Source organism: Streptomyces sp. CC53, assembly GCF_001865245.1.
Classification (GTDB): Bacteria; Actinomycetota; Actinomycetes; order Streptomycetales; family Streptomycetaceae; genus Streptomyces.
This window is the reverse complement of sequence record NZ_MKXB01000151.1, coordinates 166,980-189,276: the sequence shown is the minus strand read 5'-3', so window position 1 is coordinate 189,276 and position 22,297 is coordinate 166,980. Positions and strand designations below refer to the sequence as shown.

Sequence of the window (22,297 nt, the reverse complement as noted above, 5' to 3'; positions counted from 1 at the left end):
CCCCGGCGGACCGCGGGGCCCGGGGCTGACACAGTGACGGTCCGGGAGGAGGGACGTCGATGAGCACGAAGGACTTCGTCGAGAAGGACTACTACAAGGTCCTCGGCGTCCCCAAGGACGCGACCGAAGCGGAGATCAAGAAGGCGTACCGGAAGCTCGCCCGCGAGTTCCACCCGGACGCCAACAAGGGCGACGCCCAGGCGGAGGCCCGCTTCAAGGAGATCTCCGAGGCGAACGACGTCCTCGGCGACCCCAAGAAGCGCAAGGAGTACGACGAGGCGCGCGCCCTCTTCGGAAACGGCGGGTTCCGCGCGGGACCGGGCGCCGGGGGCACCTTCAACTTCGACCTGGGCGACCTCTTCGCCGGCGGCGGGCCCCAGGGCGGCGCCGGCGGGGCGGGCGGCTTCGGCGGCGGCCTCGGCGACGTGTTCGGCGGGCTGTTCGGCCGGAGCGGCACCGGGGCCCGCACGCAGCCGCGGCGCGGCCAGGACGTCGAGTCCGAGGTGACCCTCAGCTTCACCGAGGCGGTCGACGGGGCCACGGTCCCGCTCCGCATGTCGAGCCAGCAGCCGTGCCAGGTCTGCTCCGGCACCGGGGACAAGAACGGCACACCGAGGGTCTGCCCCACCTGTGTGGGCACCGGCCAGGTGTCCCGCGGCTCCGGGGGCGGCTTCTCGCTCACCGACCCCTGCGTGGAGTGCAAGGGCCGCGGGCTCATCGCCCAGGACCCCTGCGACGTGTGCCACGGCAGCGGGCGCGCCAAGTCGTCCCGCACCATGCAGGTCCGCATCCCGGCGGGCGTCTCCGACGGGCAGCGCATCCGGCTGCGCGGCAAGGGTGCCCCGGGCGAGCGGGGTGGCCCCCACGGCGACCTGTACGTCGTCGTCCACGTGGACGACCACCCCGTGTTCGGCCGCAAGGGCGACAACCTCACCGTCACGGTCCCCGTCTCCTTCGCGGAGGCGGCCCTCGGCGGCGAGATCCGGGTGCCGACGCTCGGCGGCCCCCCGGTCACCCTCAAGATCCCGGCCGGCACGCCCAACGGACGCACCATGCGCGCCCGGGGCAAGGGCGCCACCCGCAAGGACGGTACGCGCGGCGACCTGCTGGTCACCGTCGAGGTCGCCGTACCGAAGGAACTGGACGCCACGGCGCGCGAGGCCCTGGAGGCCTACCGCCAGGCGACCGCGGGCCAGGACCCGCGGGAGGAGCTCTTCCAGGCCGCGAAGGGGGCTTGACGCAGTGGACGGACGCCGACGCAACCCGTACGAGCTGACCGACGACACGCCCGTGTACGTCATCTCGGTGGCCGCCCAGCTGAGCGGTCTGCACCCGCAGACCCTGCGCCAGTACGACCGGTTGGGCCTGGTGTCCCCGGACCGTACGGCGGGGCGGGGTCGGCGGTACTCGGCCCGCGACATCCAGCTGCTCCGGCAGGTGCAGCAGCTGTCGCAGGACGAGGGCATCAACCTGGCCGGAATCAAGCGCATCATCGAACTGGAGAACCAGGTGACCGCGCTGGAGGCCCGGGTGGCCGAGCTGACGGCCGCGGTCGAGGGCGCGGCGATGGCGATGCGCCAGCGGGAGGCCCAGGTCCACGCCTCGTACCGCCGGGACCTCGTGCGCTACCAGGACGTGCAGCAGACGAGCGCGCTGGTGGTGTGGCGGCCGGGCGGCAAGCAGCGGGGGAACGGCAGCGGCGCCGACTGACCGGGTGCGGTGACGGGCCTCGCGCAGCCTGCGGCGTGCGCCGCTCCACCCCGGAGGCGGGTTGCCCGGGCCGCCGGCGCCCGGCGCGGTCCCTGTCGCGTGCCGGTCAGTCCCGGGCGGGGTACTGGTCGTGGCCCCGCGCCGTGTCCGGGTCGCCGGCCGGGCAGCCCTGCACGGTCACGGGGGCGGCGCCCTGCACCGGTAGCACCGCGGGCACGGCGGGCACCGCTTCCGCCGGCGGCATCGTCACCGTGCAGACGCCCTCCTGGCCGTCCAGGATCCCGGAGCGTGCGATCAGGTAGCCCAGCTGCGCCCGGCTGCCGCTGCCCAGCGCGGACGCCAGCTTCGCGATGTGGGCCCGGCAGGTGCGGACGTTCATGCCCAGACGGCGCGCGATCGCCTCGTCCACATGACCCTCGACGAGGAGCCGGGCGATGGACCGCTGGATGCCGCTGATGCCGTTCACGGCCGGCGCGTAGGCGACGACCTCCTCCTGCCACGGTATGCCGTACAGCCAGAACTGCTCGAAGACGCCCACGAGGTAGCGCACCAGCCCCTCGTGGCGGAGCTCCAGGGCCACCTGGCGGTCGCTGCGCGCCGGGATGAACGCCACCTTCCGGTCGACGACGATCAGCCGGTCGACGATCTCCTCAAGGGTGCGGACCTCCAGGCCGAAGGGCATGATCCGCTCGACGTACCCCATCGTCGCCGAGTGGTGCCGGGCGGTGTGCTGGTACAGGGTGCGCATCCGGACCCCGCGGTCCAACAGGGGCTCGACCCGCCGCAGCGCGGCCTTCACCGACTCGGGGCCTTTGCGTCCGCTACCAGGCTGGATGGTCAGGAGCTCCACGGAGCACTCCTCGATGACCCGGTCCAGCTCGGCGTTGATGACGGCGAGGCCCTCCAGGACGTTGATGGCCGCGGTGGCCGGGGGAGTCGCCGTGGTGATCGTCATGAAGGGCTCGAATGCATCGGCCAACGACAGGGCCCGCTGTCGGCGTTGCTGGATCTCGCGCTCAATGGGGTGTATGAGCTGGTTGAGGGCGATGGAGGGAGGCACCGGCCGCAGCCAGTCCGGGTCGTCGGGGTCCGGGTGGAGCAGCGCGAGGTCCAGGAGACACGGCGCCGCGTCCACTTCCGAGCGGGCTATCCGGCCAGCGCGCAGGGCGGCCGCGTACAGGTGCCTTCCGGCTTCGCACGGCTCGCCATGGCTGTGCTCGGTTTCCGGATCGTCCACCTTCGACCGCATATGCACCCCCCTCAGGGTCCTGTATTTCAGGAACATGATGCCTGTACTGGCTGGTGGAAGCGTTCAGAGTGAGCCATCGTCATAAGCGCGGGGGAGGAGGTAAGGACAAAAAGAGGTGGAGATCGTCCATGACCAGGATGGTTCGTGCACTCAGCGCCATAGCCGTCGCTGCCGCGGCCGTGCTCGGCGTCGCCGCCGCCAGCGGTGATCCGGCGTGGGATGCCGCGCCGACGAGCAGCGTTGCCGCAGGTGATCCCTCATGGGACAGCAGCCCGGCGGGTCAGCGCGACCCCTCGTGGGACTTCGCCGCGTCCCCCCTCCAGGACCCCGCGTGGGACAGTGCCGGCGCCAGGACGACGGGCGTAGTGGCATGAACGTTCCCGACGACCCGCGCTTCCGGCGCGAGATGGCGTCCGCCTACCGCTCCGGGTGGCACTTCATCGACCTCGTCACCGCCGTGCCGCAGGGTGGCGATTCGTTGATGGTCACCCTCTTCGGTGAGCCGATCGTCATCACGCGCGGCGACGACGAGGACATCCGCGCCTACCGCTGCCTCCGTCGCCCCCGTGGTGCGCCGCAGCCCGTCCGGTGCGCCATTCGCTACGGAATGATTTTCGTCAATCTCGATCAGCGGGATCACCAGCTGGTCGAGCCCGAGACCGCAACCGCCACCCCCCGCAGCGCCTGAACGATTCCCCCGTCGTTGTAGATCGTTCAGGTGCTTCCCCCACACAGCGGCGCCATCGTGGACCTGAACACGGTGGCGCCGCTGTGCTGTTTGCACACGGGCACGCCCGGGTGCGCCGGTGCGGGGCTGCCGCCGCAGAGCCCGGTGTCCCGGGCGGGTCGATGAGGCGCCGGCCCACGTGCCCGGTGCGCGTGGGCGGCGGCCGGAGTGGTCCGGTGCCGCGAGCGGGCGGGTGCAGGCGGACCAGGAGCGGCGCCGTCCGGTGCGCTCCGGTGCCCTCGGCTCCGCCTCCGACCCGTCTCGGTGGCGGCGTCGCGAGAGGCGCAGCCTGTCCCGCGGGCTCGGCGCGCCCCGGCGGGGGCGCGGTGCGGCCCGACGCGCAGGCCCGTCGGCGTGGCAGGCCCGCGTGCGCCGCGAAGGGAAGCCGGGCACGGGGCCCGAACCCGGCCCGCCGGCCGGTCTGCCCCGGACCCCCGCTGACACCCCCCCGCTGCTCGCTTCCCGCGGTCCGCTTCCCGCTGCCCGCTCCCCGCGGTCCGCGGCGCCGGCCGTGGCGCGGGGGCAGGGGGCCGGTGCCCGTCCTGCCGCGGGTCCGCCGGGCCCGGAGGCCCGGGGTGCGGGCGCGGAGAACGGGACTACGCGCGGCCCATCGCCCGGGTCAGCGTGATCTCGATGACGACCCGGTCCGGGTTCGGCGTCGGGACGCGGCCGTAGCGCTCCGCGTAGCGGGCGACGGCGTCGGCGACCACCTCGGGCTCGGCGCGGATCACCGCACGGCCCTCCAGCGTCGCCCAGCGGCCCGCGTCGACCTGGCAGACCGCCACCCGGGCGCCCTCCGGCCCGGCCGCCAGCACGTTGGCGACCTTGCGGCTGTGCTTGTTCGTGATGACCCGGGCCGTACCCTTCTCGCCGCCCTCGGGGTCGTACGTCACGCCCACCGCCACCACGTGCGGCGTGCCGTTCGGGCGGATGGTCGTCAGCGTGCACATGTGCCGCTCGCGCCAGAAGCTGACGTAGGACGGCTCGGGGTTGCGGAGGTCGATGGACATGGGCCGGAAACTACCCGGGGGCACTGGCACCCACCACCTTGAGTGGAATAGACTCAACTTTGTGGACGTTGGCTGAGTCATGGGAGTCGAGGGCGCAGCCGAAGGGCCCGGACGAGGAGGAGAGAGCACACGTGGACGCCGAGCTGACCAACAAGAGCCGGGAGGCGCTCAACGCCGCCACCAGCCGCGCCGTGTCCGCAGGGCACGCCGACCTGACGCCGGCGCACCTCCTGCTGGCGCTGCTGTCCGGCCGTGACAACGAGAACCTCGTCGACCTGCTGGCCGCCGTCGAGGCGGACCAGGCCGCCGTGCGCTCCGGGGCGGAGCGGCTGCTGGCCGCGCTCCCCAGCGTCACCGGGTCCACCGTCGCCCCGCCGCAGCCCAACCGCGACCTCCTCGCCGTCATCACGGACGCCCAGGCCCGGGCCCGGGAGCTCGGCGACGCCTACCTGTCCACCGAGCACCTGCTGATCGGCATCGCCGCCAAGGGCGGGCAGGCCGGAGAGCTGCTGACCCGGCAGGGCGCGAGCGCAGGGAAGCTGCTGGACGCGTTCACCAAGTCCCGGGGCAGCCGCCGCGTGACCGGCCCGGACCCGGAGGGGCAGTACAAGGCGCTGGAGAAGTTCGGCACCGACCTCACGGCCGCGGCCCGCGAAGGCAAGCTCGACCCGGTCATCGGCCGCGACCAGGAGATCCGGCGGGTGGTGCAGGTCCTGTCCCGGCGCACCAAGAACAACCCGGTGCTCATCGGCGAGCCCGGCGTCGGCAAGACGGCCGTCGTCGAGGGGCTCGCGCAGCGCATCGTGAAGGGCGACGTCCCCGAGTCGCTGAAGGACAAGCAGCTCGTCGCCCTCGACCTGGGCGCCATGGTCGCGGGAGCCAAGTACCGCGGCGAGTTCGAGGAGCGGCTGAAGACCGTCCTCTCCGAGATCAAGGAGAGCGACGGACGGATCATCACCTTCATCGACGAGCTGCACACCGTCGTCGGCGCGGGTGCAGGCGGCGACTCCGCCATGGACGCGGGCAACATGCTGAAGCCCATGCTGGCCCGCGGCGAGCTGCGCATGGTGGGCGCCACGACCCTCGACGAGTACCGCGAGCGCATTGAGAAGGACCCGGCGCTGGAGCGCCGCTTCCAGCAGGTCCTGGTCGCCGAGCCGACCGTCGAGGACACCATCGCCATCCTCCGCGGCCTGAAGGGGCGTTACGAGGCCCACCACAAGGTGCAGATCGCGGACAGCGCACTGGTCGCCGCCGCGACCCTGTCGGACCGGTACATCACCTCCCGCTTCCTGCCCGACAAGGCCATCGACCTCGTCGACGAGGCGGCGTCCCGGCTCCGCATGGAGATCGACTCGTCGCCCGTGGAGATCGACGAGCTGCAGCGCGCCGTCGACCGCCTCCGCATGGAGGAGCTGGCGCTGAAGAACGAGACGGACCCGGGGTCCGTGCAGCGCCTGGAGAAGCTGCGGCGCGACCTCGCCGACAAGGAGGAGGAGCTGCGCGGCCTCACCGCCCGCTGGGAGAAGGAGAAGCAGGGCCTGAACCGGGTCGGCGAGCTGAAGGAGCGGCTCGACGACCTGCGCGGCCAGGCCGAGAGGGCCCAGCGCGACGGCGACTTCGACACCGCGTCCAAGCTGCTGTACGGGGAGATCCCCGCCGTGGAGCGGGAGCTGGACGAAGCGACCGCCGCCGAGGCGGAGCAGGAGGCCGCCAAGAACCCGATGGTGAAGGAGGAGGTCGGGCCCGACGACATCGCGGACGTCGTCGGCTCCTGGACGGGCATCCCCGCGGGCCGCCTCCTCGAAGGGGAGACCCGCAAGCTGCTCCGCATGGAGGAGGAGCTCGGCCGGCGCCTCATCGGCCAGAAGGAAGCCGTGCAGGCGGTGTCCGACGCGGTGCGCCGCACCCGCGCGGGCATCTCCGACCCGGACCGGCCGACCGGCTCGTTCCTGTTCCTCGGCCCGACGGGCGTCGGCAAGACCGAGCTCGCCAAGGCCCTGGCCGACTTCCTCTTCGACGACGAGCGGGCGATGGTCCGCATCGACATGAGCGAGTACGGCGAGAAGCACAGCGTGGCCCGGCTGGTGGGCGCGCCTCCCGGCTACGTCGGCTACGAGGAGGGCGGCCAGCTGACGGAGGCGGTGCGCCGCCGCCCGTACAGCGTCATCCTGCTCGACGAGGTCGAGAAGGCCCACCCGGAGGTCTTCGACGTCCTCCTGCAGGTCCTCGACGACGGCCGGCTGACGGACGGGCAGGGCCGGACCGTCGACTTCCGCAACACCATCCTGGTGCTCACGTCGAACCTGGGCAGCCAGTTCCTGATGGAGCCGACGACGACGGAGGCGGAGAAGCGCGAGCAGGTCCTGGAGGTGGTGCGGGCCTCCTTCAAGCCGGAGTTCCTCAACCGTCTGGACGACATCGTCGTCTTCTCCGCCCTCACCCGGGACGAGCTGGCCCACATCGCACGCCTCCAGATCGACCGCCTCGCCGCACGGCTCGCCGAGCGCAGGCTCGCCCTTGAGGTGTCGCCCGGGGCCTTGGAGTGGCTCGCCGACGAGGGCAACGACCCGGCGTACGGGGCCCGCCCGCTGCGCCGCCTGGTCCAGACGGCCATCGGCGACCGGCTCGCCCGGGAGATCCTGGCGGGCGAGGTGAACGACGGCGACACGGTTCGCGTCGACCGCGTCGACGGCGGGCTCACGGTCACCGCGGCGCGGTAACCGAGAGCCGGCCCGAGCGCGGCGGGAGGAGCGTACGGGGACGGTGCCCCCCGTCCCCGTACACCCCGTCGCGCCCGGAGGAGCCGCACCCCGACCCACCCGCGCACTGGTCACGGCCGCCGCGCCCGCATGCGCAGCCGCACCGCCGCCCGGCCGCGCGGCGCGGCGGGTCCTGCATGACCGGGCCCCGTACGCGCGGCTGCACCGCTTCCTGCGCCGCGCCGCCGCGCCCACGTGGAGCGGATCGTGCCTGTGCGGCCCGCCCGCGCCCGTACACGCAGCTGCACCGCCTCCTGCGCCCCTCGGCACGCGCAGGACGTTGCCGCGCCCGCGTACGGCGGTCCGGTCCCCGCCGTGCCCCGCGCACGGAGGCCCGGCCTCCGCCCTGCCCCGCGTACGGCGTTCCGGTCCCGCCGTGCCCCGCGTACGGCGGCGGTCCGGTCCCGCCGCACCCGGGAAGCCACGCACGAGCCCCGCCGCTCCGGCGTACGGAGTTACGGCCCCGCCGCACCCGGAAGGCCACGCACGAGCCCCGTCGCGCCGCCGCGACCACGTGGCACGGATCGTCCTCGTGCGGACCGCCCGCGTACGCCCCGCCCTGGTGCCGCCGCGGCCGCGGCGGCATGCGCGTCGCAGCCGTGCCGCCGCGGCCGGCAGCAGGGCCGGTCCCTGCGGGGGCCACTGTGGCGGGGCGGCACTGCCCACGGCTCGTGGACCGGCCCGAGGCCCCTCCCGTCCGTGGCCGCCGGTCACGGCGGCCACGGACGGGGGTCCTGCGCCAAGGCGGCGGATCCTGTCCGCCCGGAGCGGATCGCCCCCGGATGGGCTTGCCAGCCCCGGTCCGGGATGGGAGAGGATGGCGGCTATCCGTACGAAGGGAAATCACCCGGTGAGCATCGACCCGTCCTCGATTCCGAACTTCGGGGCCCAGCCGCAGCAGTCCCAGCCCGCGGGGCCGCCTCCCGGCCCTGTCGTCCCCGACCAGGACCTGGTGAAGCAGCTCCTCGAGCAGATGGAGCTGAAGTACGTCGTCGACGACGAGGGCGACCTCGCGGCGCCGTGGGAGGAGTTCCGCACCTACTTCATGTTCCGCGGTGAGGCGGAGCAGCAGGTCTTCTCCGTACGGACCTTCTACGACCGGCCGCACCCGGTCGAGGACCGTATGAAGATCCTGGAGTCGATCGACGACTGGAACCGCCGCACCCTGTGGCCCAAGGTCTACACCCACCTCCACGAGGACGAGCAGGGCGGCGCCACCGTCCGGCTCATCGGCGAGGCCCAGATGCTGATCGGCACGGGCGTCAGCCTGGAGCACTTCGTGTCGTCGACGGTGAGCTGGGTGCGCGCGTCGATCGAGTTCGACAAGTGGCTCGTCGAGCAGCTCGGCCTGGAGACCGGCGAGTCCGGCGAGGACGAGAAGCCGGGCGACGAGGCCTGAGCCCGCACGGGCTCGCGGCGACGCGGCCGGGGCGGTGACCGGAAGTCGGTCACCGCCCCGGCCGCTCCGTTTCCTGAACCCGGCAACCTGCCACGGCAGGACATGGCGCCCCACACCCCCTGTGCGGGCCGGCCCGGATGCAGGACCCTGCCCAGGGCAGGCGGTACGGCCGAGCGTGAGGCCGGGGAGCTTCCGGGCCTGCGCTGAGGGGCGGGGCGGGCCCGGCGGTGGGCTCAGGCCGAGAGCTGCCGGAGACGGTCGGCTGCTTCTCGGAGGACGGCGGCCTTCTTGCAGAAGGCGAGGCGGACGAGGGTGCGGCCGGCGTCGGCGTGATCGTAGAAGACCTGGTTCGGGATGGCGACGACGCCGCAGCGCTCGGGGAGGGAGCGGCAGAAGGACAGGCCGTCCTTCTCGCCGAGGGCCGTGATGTCGGCGGTGACGAAGTACGTGCCGCGCGGCAGGTACACCTCGAACCCGGCGGCCCGCAGCCCGTCCGCGAGGATGTCGCGTTTGGCGCGCAGGTCCGTCCTGAGGTCGTCGAAGTAGCTGTCGGGGAGCCGCAGCGCATCCGCGATGGCGTACTGGAACGGACCCGACGACACGAACGTGAGGAACTGCTTCGCGGTCCGCACGGCCGCGGTCAGTCCGGGCGGCGCGGTGAGCCAGCCGACCTTCCAGCCGGTCAGGGAGAACGTCTTCCCGCCGGAGGACAGGGTGACCGTGCGCTCGCGCATGCCGGGGAAGGTCGCGACGGGCACGTGCTCCGCGTCGTCGAAGACCAGGTGCTCGTACACCTCGTCGGTGACCACGAGCAGGTCCCGTTCGACGGCGAGCGCGGCGACGGCCGCGAGTTCGTCGCGGGTGAGGACGGTGCCGGTCGGGTTGTGGGGGGTGTTGAGGAGGATGAGGCGGGTGCGGTCGGTGACGGCGTCCCGCAGCTCGTCCAGGTCGAGGACGAAGCGCCCGGCCGCCGGATCGGGGCGGAGCGTCACCGGGACGCGGCGGCCGCCCGCCATGGCGATGCAGGCGGCGTACGAGTCGTAGTACGGCTCCAGGGCGATCACCTCGTCGCCGGGCTCGACCAGCGCCAGCAGGGACGCGGCGATGCCCTCCGTGGCGCCCGCGGTGACGAGGACCTCCGTGTCGGGGTCGTAGGCCAGGCCGTAGCGCCGCAGCTGGTGCTCGGCGATCGCGGTGCGCAGCTCGGGGACGCCCGGACCGGGCGGGTACTGGTTGCCGCGGCCCTCGCGCACGGCCCGCACGGCGGCCTCCCTGATCTCCTCGGGGCCGTCGGTGTCGGGGAAGCCCTGGCCCAGGTTGATCGCGCCCGTGGCGGTGGCCAGGGCCGACATCTCCGCGAAGATCGTGGTGCCGAACCCGGCGAGGCGGCTGCTGAGCGGTTGCCTTGTCATGGGCGCCATCCTGGGGCGAACCGGGCGGCACCTCAAGGGCGGGAGCCGCGCGTGTCCGTGCGGGCCCCATGAATGGGCCGCCGAACCTCTGGAGTTGCTCAAGTGCGCTTTGGGCGGTGCGGGCCGGGGGGATCCCCCCGTCACAGGCGTACGGGGGACCCCGCGTCACACGCCTGCGGGAGACAGGAGGAGCATCATGATCGAGTCCGTGGTGGACACCGCCCTTGTCGTGGTGCTGGTCGTGGTGCCGCTGACGGCGGTCGTCGTGGTGGGGACGCTCGTGTGGGCCTTCACCCGTCAGCGCCGGCAGGACGCGGCCGCGCTGCGCGCCGGGCGTGCGGGGGCCGGTTCCGGGGGCCCGTCGTCGGCGAGCTGGTGGGCGGCCGGGGGAGGCGCGGCGGCGTCCGCCGCGTACGTGCCGGACGGGCACGACACCACCGGTGGGGCCGGTGTGGCGGACGGGTCGGACGGCGGCCGGCAGGGCGGTACGGACCCTGCGCCCTCCTCGTCGTGCGGGGCGCCCTCGTCCTGCTCGTCGCCGTCGCCGAGCTCGTCGTCCTGCTCGTCGTCGTCCAGCTCCTGCGGGGGCGGCGGGTCGTCGTGTGGCGGGGGGTGACCGGTCGCCCGGTGGGCGGTGGGCGGTGCGCGGGGCGGGGTGGGGGCGACGGACGTGAGGGACGGGGGACATGGACGGTGACGAGCAGGACGCACGGCAGCGCGCCGTAGGGACGGAGGCCGGGGAGCCGGGCTTCGAGGGCGCTGAGGAGCCGGACCCGGCGGATCAGGGCGTCGAGGACGCCGAAGTTGCGGAGTTCGAGGTTCCGGGCTTCGAGGGGACCGGTGCGTCGGACACGGTCGTTCCGGGGTCCGAGTCCGGCGAATCCGGCGGACTCTGGCCGGAGTTCGGGGAGCCGGTCCCGGCGGACGCCGACGCGGGGAGTGCCGCGACCGACGTCCTGTGGCTGGTGGGCTTCCTGCCCGGTGTGGCGACGTTCGTCCTCCTGTGCCTGGCCGGGCTGATCGTGTGGCTCGCCCTGACCGGCCGAAGCCGGCCGCCGGGGGCGCGGCGCCGCGCATGGTGGGCCGGGCACGACTCCGCCCATGCCGCGGGGTTCCCGGTTGCGGAGGACGGGGACGGCGGGGCACCGCACACGGCGTGCTCGTCGTCGTCCTGGTCCTCGTGCTCGTCCTCTTCGGCTTCCTCTTCCTGCTCTTCTTCGTCCTCGACCTCGTCATGCGGGTCGAGTTCCAGCTGAAAGCTCAGCACTTCCACGCATCGGATTCGGTAGTCGAGGCGGCGGGACCATCCCGCCGCCTCCCGGACAAGGGGGATGGTGATTACCCATGGAATGGGCGTTTGTCATAGGCGGATTGTTCGTGCTGTTCGTGATCCTGGTGGCGCGGGCCGCCAGGACCGGTGGTCGGGGAGGCGCCGGAGGCCACCACCGTGGAACATCCGGGCACTGGGCGCGCGGCGGTTCCTCCTGCGGAGGCGGCGGTTCCTCCTGCGGCGGCGGCAGCAGTTGCGGTGGCGGCGGAGGCGGTGGCGGCTGCGGCGGCGGGAGCTGAGGGCGCACCGCGCCCCACGACGGCGGCGGGGGTGGGGACGGCTGACACGGGGCAGCTGGTCCCGCCCCCGTCGCGCACCGGGTGCCCGGCACCGAAACGTTTGTACGCATGATTATGCGGAATATGGTGAACGGTTGAACCGCTCGTCGTCCGGGGGGATGGAAACCGCGCAAAGTTGGGTAAAGACGCTGTGAGCCCCGCGCGGTTCATGATTGCCTCGCTGTCGAAACGTTCGAGAACGCCGAGAACGCCGAGAACGCCGAGAAACAACGAGAACCTCGAGAACGACGGGGACACCGAGAAACGACGAGAACGACGACGGGCGCCGAGAACGTCGATCCCCGGACTCGTGTGGACCCCGGCCCGGCACCTCGTACGCACCGGAGCACCGCCCGGAACGACGCCCGGTCCACTTGCCTTCACCTCACCGTGCTTGCGGAGCTGACCCATGCTCACGACCCTCCAGACCGAGTACACCGACACGCGCGCAGCCGACCTGGCCTGGGCGCTGGGGCGCGAGCCGCTGCCCGCGCTCGCCGTGCTCGACCTAGAACTGTCCCGCTCGCGCTTGCAGTTGAGGCTGCTCGGCGCGTCCCACCAGGTCCTGTTGGAGGAGGACCACGGCACCTGCTCCGAGACCGTGGCCTGTATGCCCGGCAGCAGCACGCCCCTTCCGCTGGGGGTGGCGAAGCGGATCGGGGGCTGGGAGTACGAGTTCGCGGCCCGGGTCGAGCATCTGTCCCGCGGGTCGTTCGCGGGGCGTGCCCAGGAGTTGCTGGCCCTGGTCGCCGATCATCCGCACGGCCTCGCGGGGACCTTCCCCGGGTCGCCGCACGCGTTCACCGCGATGCTGGCGCAGCGCCACGAGGGCAAGGTGCGGTGGCGCACCTGGCACGCGTACCCGCAGGAGGGGCAGTTGGTGGTCACCCGGACCAGTGTCGGCTGCGTCGTCCCGCAGCGATCCGCGAGGCATGTTCCCCAAGCACCTGCGCTCGCGGGGGGCTTGGGGTGAGCGGGCACCATGAACACTCCTGTGGGTGACTAGCGGTCGATGAGGTGTGACGTAGCGTTAGCGCATGCTCGAAGCGCCCGCCTCAGCCGCCCCTGTGGCGCCGCGCGCCCCGGAGCGGGCGCGGGGGCTCGTCGGGCCGCGGGCGGGCCGCTTCCTGGTGCTCGCGGTCGTCTTCGTCTGCGCCGCCTGCGGGCTGGTCTACGAACTGGTCCTCGTGGCCCTCGCCGCCCATGTGATCGGTGACTCCGTCACCCAGGCGTCCGTCGTGCTCGCCGTGCTGGTCTCCGCGATGGGCGCCGGGTCCCTCCTCGCCAAGCGGTTGCGCTGCCGGGCCGCCGTCGGCTTCGCCCTGCTGGAGGCGCTGCTGGCGCTGATCGGCGGTTGCTCGGCCCTGGCGCTGTACGCCTGCTTCGCGTGGCTCGGCGGCGCGCGGTACGCCCTGGTGGGGTTCTCGATCGGGGTGGGGGTCCTCATCGGGGCCGAGATACCGCTGCTGATGACGTTGATCCAGAGAGTCACGGGGGGCGCAGAGCAGGACGCCGGGGGGACCGTCGCCGACCTGTTCGCCGCCGACTACGTGGGCGCGCTGGTCGGCGGGCTGGCCTTTCCCTTCCTGCTGCTGCCCTGGCTGGGGCAGGTGACCAGCGCGCTGCTCACGGGTGCCGTGAACGCGGTGGCGGGCGCGGCGCTCGTGCTGTGGCTGTTCGGCCGCGACCTGACGGGCCGCGAGCGGCTGCTGACGCTCGTCGCGAACGCCGTCGTCGTCGGGTTGCTGGCCACCGCCACCGTGCTCGTCGACGACTTCGAGCGGGCGGCCCGCCAGGCCGTGTACGGGGACGAGGTGCGGGTCGCCGTCCGGTCCGAGGTCCAGGAGATCGTCCTCACCGGCCCTCGCGACGGCCCGCCGGAGCTGTTCCTGGACGGGCGGCTGCGGGTCAGCGGCAGCGCGGAGCACCGGTACCACCGGGAGCTCGTCCACCCGGCGCTGCGGGGCGCGCACGCGCAGGTGCTGATCCTGGGCGGCGGTGACGGCCTGGCGGCCCGCGAGGCGCTGCGGTACGGGGACGTGGAGACGGTGACCGTGGTGGACGTGGACCCGGAGGTCGTACGGCTGGCCCGCACCGATCCGGCGCTGGTCCGGCTCAACGGGCACGCCTACCGGGACCGGCGCGTCCGGGTGGTCCACGATGACGCCTTCCGCTGGCTGCGCGGCGCGGTGCACGAGGCCCGCGGTGCGTACGACGTGATCGTCGCCGACCTGCCGGACCCCGGCATCACCACGAGCAGCAGGCTGTACTCGGAGGAGTTCTACGGCCTGGCGGCGCGCGCCCTGGCCGGGGGCGGGCGGCTCGTCGTGCACGCGGGCTCCCTGCGGGACCGCCCGCACACGTACTGGACCGTGGAGGCCACGCTGCGGGCAGCGGGTTTCGCGACCCGCCCGTACGGCACGGACGACGGGCGCAGCGGGTTCGTCCTCGCCACCCCCGCGCCGCCCGGCGACGTCCGCCCTCCGGCGCTGGGGCTCGGCCCCGGCGCACCGAGCCGGGGCGTGCCGACGCCCGAGGCGCTGGCGGCCGGTGCCCGGCGCGCGGAGCGGACCCGCCTCCCGGGGCTGCCCCCGTCGACGCTCGTGCACCCCCGGTACGGCGACTGACGCGGGCTTCGCCCGCCGGGCCTGCGCGGATCGGGGACGGAAGGGCCGAGCGTGGGTAGGCTCGATTCCCATGGAGCATGAGGTGTTCGTTCCGGTAGCCGTCCAGACCCTCCGCGAGCTGCTCGCCGACCCTGCCCGTGTCGCCCCCTGCGTGCCCGGGCTGCACCAGGACGCGGAGGCGTCGGCCGCGCCGCTGTCGGGCCGCCTCAAGGTGCGCGTCGGCGGGCACAGCATCACGTACCGGGGCGCCCTGCGCGTGGCGGTCCGGGACGACGGGTCCTACGCCGTCGAAGGGGAGGGCGACGAGGTGCGCGGCACCGGGCGGGCGGGACTCTCGCTCACCGTGCGGCTCGCGCCCGCCGACGGCGGGACGCAGCTCGCCTTCAGCGGGACGGTGGAGTCGCAGGGGCGGCTCGCCGAGGCGCCGGACGACACGGCGACGGCCGCGGCGCACCGCCTGCTGGACCGTTTCGCCGAAGCGCTGGCGGACCAGGCGGAAGCGTCGGAGGCCGCGGCTGAGGTCGCCGAAGCCGAGCGCACCGCCGAGTCCGCGGAGGGCGAGGGCGCGGCGGCGGCCGGGGACTCGGAGGAGCCGGAGCACACCGGGGAGCCGGAGCACTCGGCGGACGCCCGGGAACCGGAGCACGCCGGGGACAGGGGAGGGGCGGGGGGGACCGGGGACGCGGAGCCCCCCGGCGGCAGGGAGCACCCCGGGGACACCGCGCAGGAGGAGGCCGTACGCGACGCGGCCGGCCCCGCGGCCACGGGCCGCCCCGAGCGGGCGGGGCTACCGGAGGACGTGCCGGGCGGGGGAGGGCCGGGCGCCGCCGAGGGCCTGGAAGACCTGGAGGCCGCGGAGGAGGCGCAGGAGGCGGAAGACCTGGAGGAAGCGGCGGAACCGCAGGAGGCGGAGGGTCTGGAGACCGAGGAGGACGGAGCCGACGAGGCCCGTGGCCTCTTCGACGCGCCCGTGCCGCCGAGTTCGCTCGACCCGTTCGCCGCCGACGACTTCCCGTCGGACGACACCGGGGTCGGGGAGCCGCCCGCCGAAGCCGCGCACGCCCGCCGCACGATGATCGGCCGCAGCGCCGAGGAGGTCGACCACGCCCCGCCCCGCGGCCGGTACGCACCGGTGCCGGGCCCGGCCTCGGTGTCCGGGGCCAGCCCGCTGCGCTGGCTGGCCCCGGCCGCCCTGGCGCTGGCGTCGGCGGTGATCGTGCGGCGTGCGCTGCGGCGCCGCAAGTAGGCACGTAGGGTCGGGCGCTGTGACCACGATCATGAGTGAGAGCGAGCGTGCAGAGGACGTCCGGCTGGCGGCCGGGGACGTCGAGTTGACCGTGGCCCCGGCGCTCGGCTGCCGGCTGAGCAGCCTCCGCATCGGCGGCACCGAGCTGCTGCGGCAGGGCGAGCACCACGGCTGCTTCCCCATGGTGCCCTGGTGCGGCCGCACCGACCGCGGCACGTTCCTGAACGGAGCGGTCCGCCACCAACTGCCGCTGAACGCCCCGCCCCACGCCATCCACGGCACGGGCCGCGACGCCGTGTGGCGCACGGCCCGCGCGGGCGCGTCCGAGGCGGCCTTCACGTACGAGCTCGGCGACCCCTGGCCGTACCCCGGCCTGGTCACCCAGACGCTGGAGCTGACGGAGGAGTCGCTCACGCTGCGGCTGGGGGTGGAGACGTACGGGGACTCGTTCCCGGCGCAGGCCGGGTGGCACCCGTGGTTCCGGCGCACGCTCGACGGCAGCGCGGCCGTCCTGGACTTCACGCCCGTGTGGCAGGAGGAGCGCGGCGACGACCACCTGCCCACCGGCCGGCGCATCGACCCGCGCCCCGGCCCCTGGGACGACTGCTTCGGCATGCCGGACGGGGTGGACGTCACCGTCACCTGGCCCGGCGTCCTCGCCCTGACGGTCACCAGCCCGGAGCAGTGGGTCGTCGTGTACGACGAGCAGGAGGCCGCCGTCTGCGTCGAGCCCCAGTCCGGGCCGCCGAACGGCCTCAACACCGCTCCGCGCCTGGTCACCCCGATCGAGCCGCTGGAGACCGCGACGACCTGGACCTGGCGCCGCCTCTAAGCTCGTACGCATGACTGACGTACGTGCCGATCTGCTCCAGCAGATCAAGGACAAGGCCGTGGTGCACGGCAAGGTGACCCTCTCCTCGGGTCTGGAGGCCGACTACTACGTCGACCTGCGCCGGATCACGCTGGACGGCGCCGCCGCGCCGCTCGTCGGTCAGGTCATGCTCGATCTGACCGCCGACCTCGACTTCGACGCGGTGGGCGGGCTGACGCTGGGCGCCGACCCGGTCGCCACGTCGATGCTGCACGCCGCCGCCGCGCGCGGCCGCACCCTGGACGCCTTCGTCGTCCGCAAGGCGGCCAAGGCCCACGGCATGCAGCGGCGCGTCGAGGGCCCGGACATCAAGGGCCGCCGCGTGCTCGTGGTGGAGGACACCTCCACCACCGGCGGTTCCCCGCTCACCGCCGTGGAGGCGGTCCGCGAGGCGGGTGCCGAGGTCGTGGCGGTCGCCACCATCGTGGACCGGGCGACCGGCGCGGCCGAGAAGATCAGCGGCACGGCCGGCGTGCCGTACCGCTACGCCTTCGCGCTGGACGAGCTCGACCTCGGGTAGGACGGGCGCGCTCCGCGCCTCGTGCGGGGGCGCGACCTCCGCGTGGCGCACGGCAAGGCGACCGCCGCGTCTCGCGGCGGGGGCATCCTCCGCACCTGCGGCTTTCGGCAGGGATGGGCGGGCGGGTCCGTTTCACGTGAAACCGACCCGCCCGCGCCGCATGCCGGGGCCGTCCGGGGGTGGTGCTTGCGGGACCGTCTGGAAAGATGGGGGCGACGATGACGTCGCCCCCCAGGTCAGGGATCAGAGACGCAACGCAACCGCAGATCACAAGGAGCGGACCATGCCCATCGCAACCCCCGAGGTCTACAACGAGATGCTCGACCGGGCGAAGGCAGGCAAGTTCGCCTACCCGGCCATCAACGTGACGTCGACGCAGACCCTGCACGCCGCCCTGCGCGGCTTCGCCGAGGCCGAGAGCGACGGCATCGTGCAGATCTCGACCGGTGGCGCTGAGTTCCTGGGCGGCCAGCACAGCAAGGACATGGTGACCGGCGCCGTCGCCCTCGCCGAGTTCGCGCACATCGTCGCCGAGAAGTACGACGTCAACATCGCGCTCCACACCGACCACTGCCCCAAGGACAAGCTGGACGGCTACGTCCGCCCGCTGCTCGCGGTGTCCGAGGAGCGCGTGGCCCGGGGCGGGAACCCGCTCTTCCAGTCGCACATGTGGGACGGCTCCGCGGAGACCCTGGCCGACAACCTCGCCATCGCGCAGGAGCTGCTGCCCCGCGCCGCCGCCGCGAAGATCATCCTTGAGGTCGAGATCACGCCGACCGGCGGCGAGGAGGACGGCGTCACCCACGAGATCAACGACGAGCTGTACACCACCGTCGAGGACGCGCTGCGCACCGCCGAGGCCCTCGGCCTGGGCGAGCAGGGCCGGTACCTGCTGGCGGCCTCCTTCGGCAACGTCCACGGCGTGTACAAGCCGGGCAACGTCGTGCTCCGCCCCGAGCTGCTGAAGGACCTCCAGGAGGGCGTCGGCTCGAAGTACGGCAAGACCAGCCCGTTCGACTTCGTCTTCCACGGCGGTTCCGGCTCCACGGCCGAGGAGATCGCCACCGCCCTGGAGAACGGCGTCGTGAAGATGAACCTCGACACCGACACCCAGTACGCCTTCACCCGCCCGATCGCGGACCACATGTTCAAGAACTACGACGGCGTCCTCAAGGTCGACGGCGAGGTCGGCTCGAAGAAGACGTACGACCCGCGCACGTGGGGCAAGCTGGCTGAGGCGAGCATGGCCAAGCGCGTCGTCGAAGCCTGCCAGGCGCTGCGTTCGGCCGGTACGAAGCTCAAGTAGAGCAACCGATCGGTCAGGGCGGGCCCGGCATCGCGTGGAGCGGTGCCGGGCCCGCCCCTTTGCGGAGGGGTTCTCGGTGACGACGTACGACTTCGACACGCCGGTGGAGACACGGGGCCACGGCTCCATCCAGTGGGACGTGCTGCCGGCCCGGTACGGGCTGCCCGACCTGCTGCCCTTCACCATCGCCGACATGGACTTCCGGTCGCCGCCCGAAGTACTGGAGGCCCTGCGCCGGCGGGTCGGCCACGGTGTCTTCGGCTACACGGACTGGGAGCGCTCCGGCTTCCCGGAGGCCGTACGGGACTGGTACGGCGAGCGGCACGGGGTGGCGGTCGCACCGGAGACGCTGGTCTTCGGGCCCTCCGTCGTCAACGAGCTGGCGCAGCTGCTGCGGATGTGGACCGAGCCCGGGGACGGCGTGGTCGTGCACACGCCGACCTACGTCGGGTTCATCAACGCCCTGGCCGGACTGGGGCGGTCCCTGCGCGGCGTCCCCATCGGCGACGACGCGGCCCTGGAACGGGAACTCGCCCGCCCCGACGCGCGGGTGCTGCTGCTGTGCTCCCCGCACAACCCGACCGGCCGGGTGTGGACGGAGGACGAGCTGAAGGGCTTCCTCCGCCTGGCCGAGGCCCACGGGGTGGCCGTCATCAGCGACGAGATGTTCGGCGACCTCACCCACCACGGGCAGCGCCACACGCCCTGGGCCGCGATCGCGCCGCCCGGCGGCCGCTGGGCGCTGATCACCTCGGCCGGGAAGGCGTTCAACCTGCCGGGGCTCGGCGGCGCCTACGGCATGATCGGCGACCCGGAGCAGCGGGCCGCGTTCCTGTGGCGGATGGAGCACGGGGAGGGCCTGCCGTCGGCGTCGACGCTGTCCCTCACCGCGCACGTCGCCGCCTACCGGCACGGGGCGCCCTGGCTGGACGCCCTGCGGACGTACGTGGCCGGGAACCTGCGGATGCTCGCCGAGCGCCTCGATGACGCCTTCCCCGGCCGCGGCCTCTTCACCGTGCCGCAGGCCGGCTACCTGGCGTGGCTGGACCTGCGGCCGCTGGGAGTGGACGACGCCGTGCTGAACGACGAGCTGATCGCACGCGAGCACATAGCCGTCAAACCGGGCGCGGAGTACGGCACACCGGGGTTCGTACGGGTCAACCTCGGCTGCCCCCGCTCCAAGGCGGAGCGGGGCGCCGACGCGCTCGTCAGGACGCTGCGGAGGCTGGCGGGGTAGGCGGGACCCCGGACGGGCCGTCCGCGGCGGGGAACACCGTGTGCGGGACGGCCCCTCCGAGAGGGCGTGCACTCGTGCGGCCCGAAGGGGCGTGCGCCTCGGGGCGTGCAGTCCGACAGGTGTGCCGTCGGAGGATGCGCAGTCCGAGGGGTGTGCGCGTCGGGCCCTTGTAGGCGGAGGGGTGTGCAGTGCTCCGAGGGCGCGTGCCGTCCGACGTGTCGTGCGGTCCGAGGGGTGTACAGCCCGGTGTGTCGTGCGGTGTGTCGTGCGGTCCGTGCCGCGTCACCGTGCGCAGGACGGCGGCACGGACCTCCCGGCCGCGGTGACCGCTACTGCTTGAGCTCCGCGTACGCCTCCTCGCTGCTGTCCTTCAGGAACTGCCGGCACCGCTCCGCCTCGTCCTTCTCGTCGATCGCGCCGGCGGCCCGGGCGAGGGCGGCGAGGCAGCGCAGGAACCCGCGGTTGGCGCGGTGCTCCCACGGGATGGGGCCGTGCCCCTTCCACCCGGCCCGGCGCAGCGCGTCCAGGCCGCGGTGGTAACCGGTGCGCGCGTACGCGTACGACTCGACCACCCGCCCCGCCGCGAAGGCGTCGTCGGCGAGCATCGCCCAGGCCAGCGAGAACGTCGGGTCCTTCGCCACCACCTCGGCCGGCGGCACGGACTCCTCGCCGAGCATGCGGTACGCCTCTTCGTTCTCCGGCAGGTACGTCGGGTCCGGGCCGCCGAGCAGGTTCTTGTGCGTCGTCATGCCAGCAGTCTGCCACTCGGGGGCGGGCGTCCGGGCTGCGCACGGGGAAGATCGTCGGCGGGTGGGTGCCCCGTGCCTCCAGGGACGGTGGACGATGCCGCTGAAGCCGGCAGGCGGCGGCACAACGCAGAGCACGCGGCCCGAGGACGACGGGAGTTCCTGCGCCGGCCGGGAGCGGACCGGGCGCGCCGCCGGAGGGGAGGAGGTCAGCTTCGGGCGGCATTGTCGGCTAACAGGTTGAAGACCGTCGCGCATGCCGCACGGAAGGCACCGCAGAGGGTCAGGTGAGAGCGGTTGACACCGGAGAAGAGCACCGCGAGGGAGACGTCGACCGGTTGGGCGGAGCCGTCGATCTGCACCCGCAGCCGGCGCCGCTTCGGCCCGATTCCGGAGTCGGTGGCGGTGATGGCCAGTCCGGGCCGTGTGAGGACGTACCGTTTCCGGCTGATCGCGGTGCACCGGTACTCCGTGCCCTCGTAGGTGATGCGCAGGGCACGCCGCGTCTTCCTGACTGCCCATCGGTTTCGCCTTGTCTGCACTTCCTGTCCGTCGATCCAAAGGCGGGCACCCGTCAGCCGCGGCTTGTCCTCGAAAACGGACCAACTGATCATGAGTGTGGTCGGGATCGCGCTGCCTTCCGCTCTGGCGCCTGTTCCCGTCGAGGGGCGGATGTCCGCCGGGTAGCGCACCCTGATGTCCCCGAACTCCTCGGAGGTGGTCGACCAGTGGAGCGCCCGCCGCTCGTCCCGTACTTCCCGCATCTCGAATGAGGTGGTCACCGCGTACTCCTGGTCGAAGGCGTCGAGGAACGTGCCGACTGCGCTTGCCTCGGACGTGAAGTTACGAAGGGGCACTGGCGTGGAAGGCGTGGGCCAGCCCTATGCCGGGGATTCGGCCCAGAAGAAGAAGGCCGTGGAAAGTTCGGCCCGAAGGGCGCCGCCCCACGTCAGCTGTGAGCGGTTGACGCGGGAGAAGAGCACTGCCAGAGAGATGTCGGCCGGTTCGGCAGGTCCGTCGATCAGTACCAGGAGACGGCGCCGTCTCCTCCTGAAACCCGACTCGGTGACGGTGACGGACAGACCCGGGCGGGTGACGGTGTATTCCTTCCGACTGGCTGCGGTACACCGGTATGAGATCTCCCCGTACGTCAGGCGCAGAGCGCGCTGCCTCCGGCTCACAGCCCAGCGGTTCCTCCGCAGTGGCACCTCTGCGCCGGCAAGCCACAGTTCAGCGGCTGTCAGCCGTGGAGCGGCTTCGAAGAGGGAGAAACCCGTCAGAAGGGCTGTCGGGATGGCGCTGCCCTGGACCCTTACGCCCGCCCCGTCCCTGGGAGCGAGGCCCGTTGCCGTACACACGGTGATCTCGCCGAACTCCTCCGACGTACCCGACCAGTCGAGCGTGCGCCTGACGTGTGTCCTCTTCAGCGCGAACGAGGTGGTCAAGGGGTGCTCCCGGTCGACGTGACCTCCACGCGGGCGGTGGACGCCTCCCGTGCGGCGGCGTCGGTGTCCTGGTGCACTCGGGGGAGGGCGTCGGCGACCTCGTCCCACGCCGTCGCGGCGGTGTCGAGGACGCCGAAGTCCGTGGTCATGACGTCGTGGTACGTCAGCAACACGCCTCCCCCGAGAGCATCACGCTGACAGGGATCCCGTGGGGAACCCGCCTTTTCGATCTTGCGTTCGTCACCCTAGTGCTCCTGGCGCCTTCGGTTCGAGGAGGGAATGCTGCTGCGGGTGCGTCCGTGGCGGGGCGGCGCGGCGTTCGGTGGTGGGGAGTGACCGACCGGTACGATCGCACGTATCAGCGAATAGTGTGCGCCGGGCCGACCCACCTACCCCGCCGGCGTGCGCACGGGGGAGGGGGA

Annotated in this window: 21 protein-coding genes and 1 pseudogene; 15 read left to right on the top strand and 7 right to left on the bottom strand. The window is 73.1% G+C overall.

Going from position 1 to position 22,297, the window contains the following annotated elements:
* The first annotated feature begins 59 nt into the window (after nt 1–59).
* Both dnaJ and BJP40_RS17170 read left to right on the top strand, forming a co-directional pair.
* Nucleotides 60–1,238 carry a molecular chaperone DnaJ gene (dnaJ, locus tag BJP40_RS17175; protein ID WP_071281086.1) on the top strand — a complete coding sequence of 393 codons (1,179 nt, stop codon included), beginning with the start codon at nt 60–62 and terminating at the stop codon, nt 1,236–1,238.
* Nucleotides 1,239–1,242: 4 nt separating this feature from the next.
* Entirely contained in the window at nt 1,243–1,710 is a 468-nt protein-coding gene (locus tag BJP40_RS17170) for a heat shock protein transcriptional repressor HspR (RefSeq protein ID WP_071266579.1), read from the top strand.
* A gap of 271 nt (nt 1,711–1,981) precedes the next feature.
* Here the strand turns inward: BJP40_RS17170 and BJP40_RS17165 are convergent.
* A pseudogene (locus tag BJP40_RS17165) lies at nt 1,982–2,959 on the bottom strand (helix-turn-helix transcriptional regulator); the annotation flags it as partial.
* Nucleotides 2,960–3,087: 128 nt separating this feature from the next.
* Between BJP40_RS17165 and BJP40_RS17160 the strand changes: the two are divergent.
* Together BJP40_RS17160 and BJP40_RS17155 are read left to right on the top strand one after the other, a co-directional pair.
* Nucleotides 3,088–3,333 carry a hypothetical protein gene (locus BJP40_RS17160; protein WP_071266577.1) on the top strand — a complete coding sequence of 82 codons (246 nt, stop codon included), beginning with the start codon at nt 3,088–3,090 and terminating at the stop codon, nt 3,331–3,333.
* Entirely contained in the window at nt 3,330–3,647 is a 318-nt protein-coding gene (locus tag BJP40_RS17155) for a (2Fe-2S)-binding protein (protein ID WP_071266575.1), read from the top strand. Before BJP40_RS17160 ends, BJP40_RS17155 begins: the two co-directional genes overlap by 4 nt.
* A 635-nt stretch (nt 3,648–4,282) precedes the next feature.
* Here the strand turns inward: BJP40_RS17155 and BJP40_RS17150 are convergent.
* Nucleotides 4,283–4,696 carry a pyridoxamine 5'-phosphate oxidase family protein gene (locus tag BJP40_RS17150; protein WP_071281085.1) on the bottom strand — a complete coding sequence of 138 codons (414 nt, stop codon included), beginning with the start codon at nt 4,694–4,696 and terminating at the stop codon, nt 4,283–4,285.
* Nucleotides 4,697–4,827: 131 nt separating this feature from the next.
* On the opposite strand from BJP40_RS17150, the gene clpB reads away from it, so the two are divergent.
* Complete coding sequence (gene clpB / locus BJP40_RS17145) at nt 4,828–7,419, top strand: ATP-dependent chaperone ClpB (protein WP_071281084.1); 2,592 nt, start codon at nt 4,828–4,830, stop codon at nt 7,417–7,419.
* An 889-nt stretch (nt 7,420–8,308) separates the two neighbouring features.
* Entirely contained in the window at nt 8,309–8,857 is a 549-nt protein-coding gene (locus BJP40_RS17140) for a YbjN domain-containing protein (RefSeq protein WP_071281083.1), read from the top strand.
* A 233-nt stretch (nt 8,858–9,090) separates the two neighbouring features.
* On the opposite strand, the gene BJP40_RS17135 is transcribed toward BJP40_RS17140, so the two are convergent.
* Entirely contained in the window at nt 9,091–10,278 is a 1,188-nt protein-coding gene (locus BJP40_RS17135) for a pyridoxal phosphate-dependent aminotransferase (RefSeq protein WP_071281082.1), read from the bottom strand.
* Nucleotides 10,279–10,465: 187 nt separating this feature from the next.
* On the opposite strand from BJP40_RS17135, the gene BJP40_RS34400 reads away from it, so the two are divergent.
* From BJP40_RS34400 to BJP40_RS17090, 9 genes are all read left to right on the top strand, one after another.
* A complete protein-coding gene (locus tag BJP40_RS34400; protein ID WP_071281081.1) occupies nt 10,466–10,885 on the top strand; it encodes a hypothetical protein in 420 nt (139 codons plus the stop codon).
* A gap of 70 nt (nt 10,886–10,955) precedes the next feature.
* Complete coding sequence (locus BJP40_RS17125; protein ID WP_071281080.1) at nt 10,956–11,525, top strand: hypothetical protein; 570 nt, start codon at nt 10,956–10,958, stop codon at nt 11,523–11,525.
* Nucleotides 11,526–12,286: 761 nt separating this feature from the next.
* Entirely contained in the window at nt 12,287–12,850 is a 564-nt protein-coding gene (locus tag BJP40_RS17120) for a DUF2617 family protein (protein ID WP_071281079.1), read from the top strand.
* Nucleotides 12,851–12,914: 64 nt separating this feature from the next.
* Nucleotides 12,915–14,504, top strand: coding sequence for a polyamine aminopropyltransferase (locus BJP40_RS17115; protein ID WP_071281078.1), 1,590 nt, complete (start codon nt 12,915–12,917; stop codon nt 14,502–14,504).
* Nucleotides 14,505–14,574: 70 nt separating this feature from the next.
* On the top strand, nt 14,575–15,750 hold the full coding sequence (locus BJP40_RS17110; RefSeq protein WP_177204411.1) for an SRPBCC domain-containing protein: 1,176 nt from the start codon (nt 14,575–14,577) through the stop codon (nt 15,748–15,750).
* Nucleotides 15,751–15,781: 31 nt separating this feature from the next.
* Entirely contained in the window at nt 15,782–16,582 is an 801-nt protein-coding gene (locus BJP40_RS17105; protein WP_071281151.1) for an aldose epimerase, read from the top strand.
* Nucleotides 16,583–16,592: 10 nt separating this feature from the next.
* Nucleotides 16,593–17,141: an orotate phosphoribosyltransferase gene (gene pyrE, locus BJP40_RS17100; protein WP_071265829.1), complete on the top strand. Its 549-nt coding sequence runs from the start codon at nt 16,593–16,595 to the stop codon at nt 17,139–17,141.
* Between the two features lie 283 nt (nt 17,142–17,424).
* A complete protein-coding gene (gene fbaA / locus BJP40_RS17095) occupies nt 17,425–18,447 on the top strand; it encodes a class II fructose-bisphosphate aldolase (RefSeq protein ID WP_071265827.1) in 1,023 nt (340 codons plus the stop codon).
* Between the two features lie 76 nt (nt 18,448–18,523).
* Nucleotides 18,524–19,684: a MalY/PatB family protein gene (locus BJP40_RS17090; protein ID WP_071281077.1), complete on the top strand. Its 1,161-nt coding sequence runs from the start codon at nt 18,524–18,526 to the stop codon at nt 19,682–19,684.
* 329 nt (nt 19,685–20,013) lie between these two features.
* Here the strand turns inward: BJP40_RS17090 and BJP40_RS17085 are convergent, their stop codons facing one another.
* The 4 genes from BJP40_RS17085 to BJP40_RS34395 all read right to left on the bottom strand — a co-directional run bounded on the left by BJP40_RS17085 (nt 20,014) and on the right by BJP40_RS34395 (nt 22,024).
* The gene (locus BJP40_RS17085) at nt 20,014–20,433 is read right to left on the bottom strand and encodes a DUF3151 domain-containing protein (RefSeq protein WP_071281076.1); all 420 of its coding nucleotides are present in this window, start codon (nt 20,431–20,433) and stop codon (nt 20,014–20,016) included.
* Between the two features lie 206 nt (nt 20,434–20,639).
* The gene (locus BJP40_RS17080; RefSeq protein WP_071281075.1) at nt 20,640–21,287 is read right to left on the bottom strand and encodes a hypothetical protein; all 648 of its coding nucleotides are present in this window, start codon (nt 21,285–21,287) and stop codon (nt 20,640–20,642) included.
* Between the two features lie 24 nt (nt 21,288–21,311).
* Entirely contained in the window at nt 21,312–21,875 is a 564-nt protein-coding gene (locus tag BJP40_RS17075) for a hypothetical protein (RefSeq protein WP_071281074.1), read from the bottom strand.
* Nucleotides 21,872–22,024 (bottom strand): hypothetical protein, encoded by a 153-nt coding sequence (locus tag BJP40_RS34395; protein ID WP_177204410.1) that lies wholly within the window; start codon nt 22,022–22,024, stop codon nt 21,872–21,874. Before BJP40_RS34395 ends, BJP40_RS17075 begins: the two co-directional genes overlap by 4 nt.
* Nucleotides 22,025–22,297 lie beyond the last annotated feature (273 nt).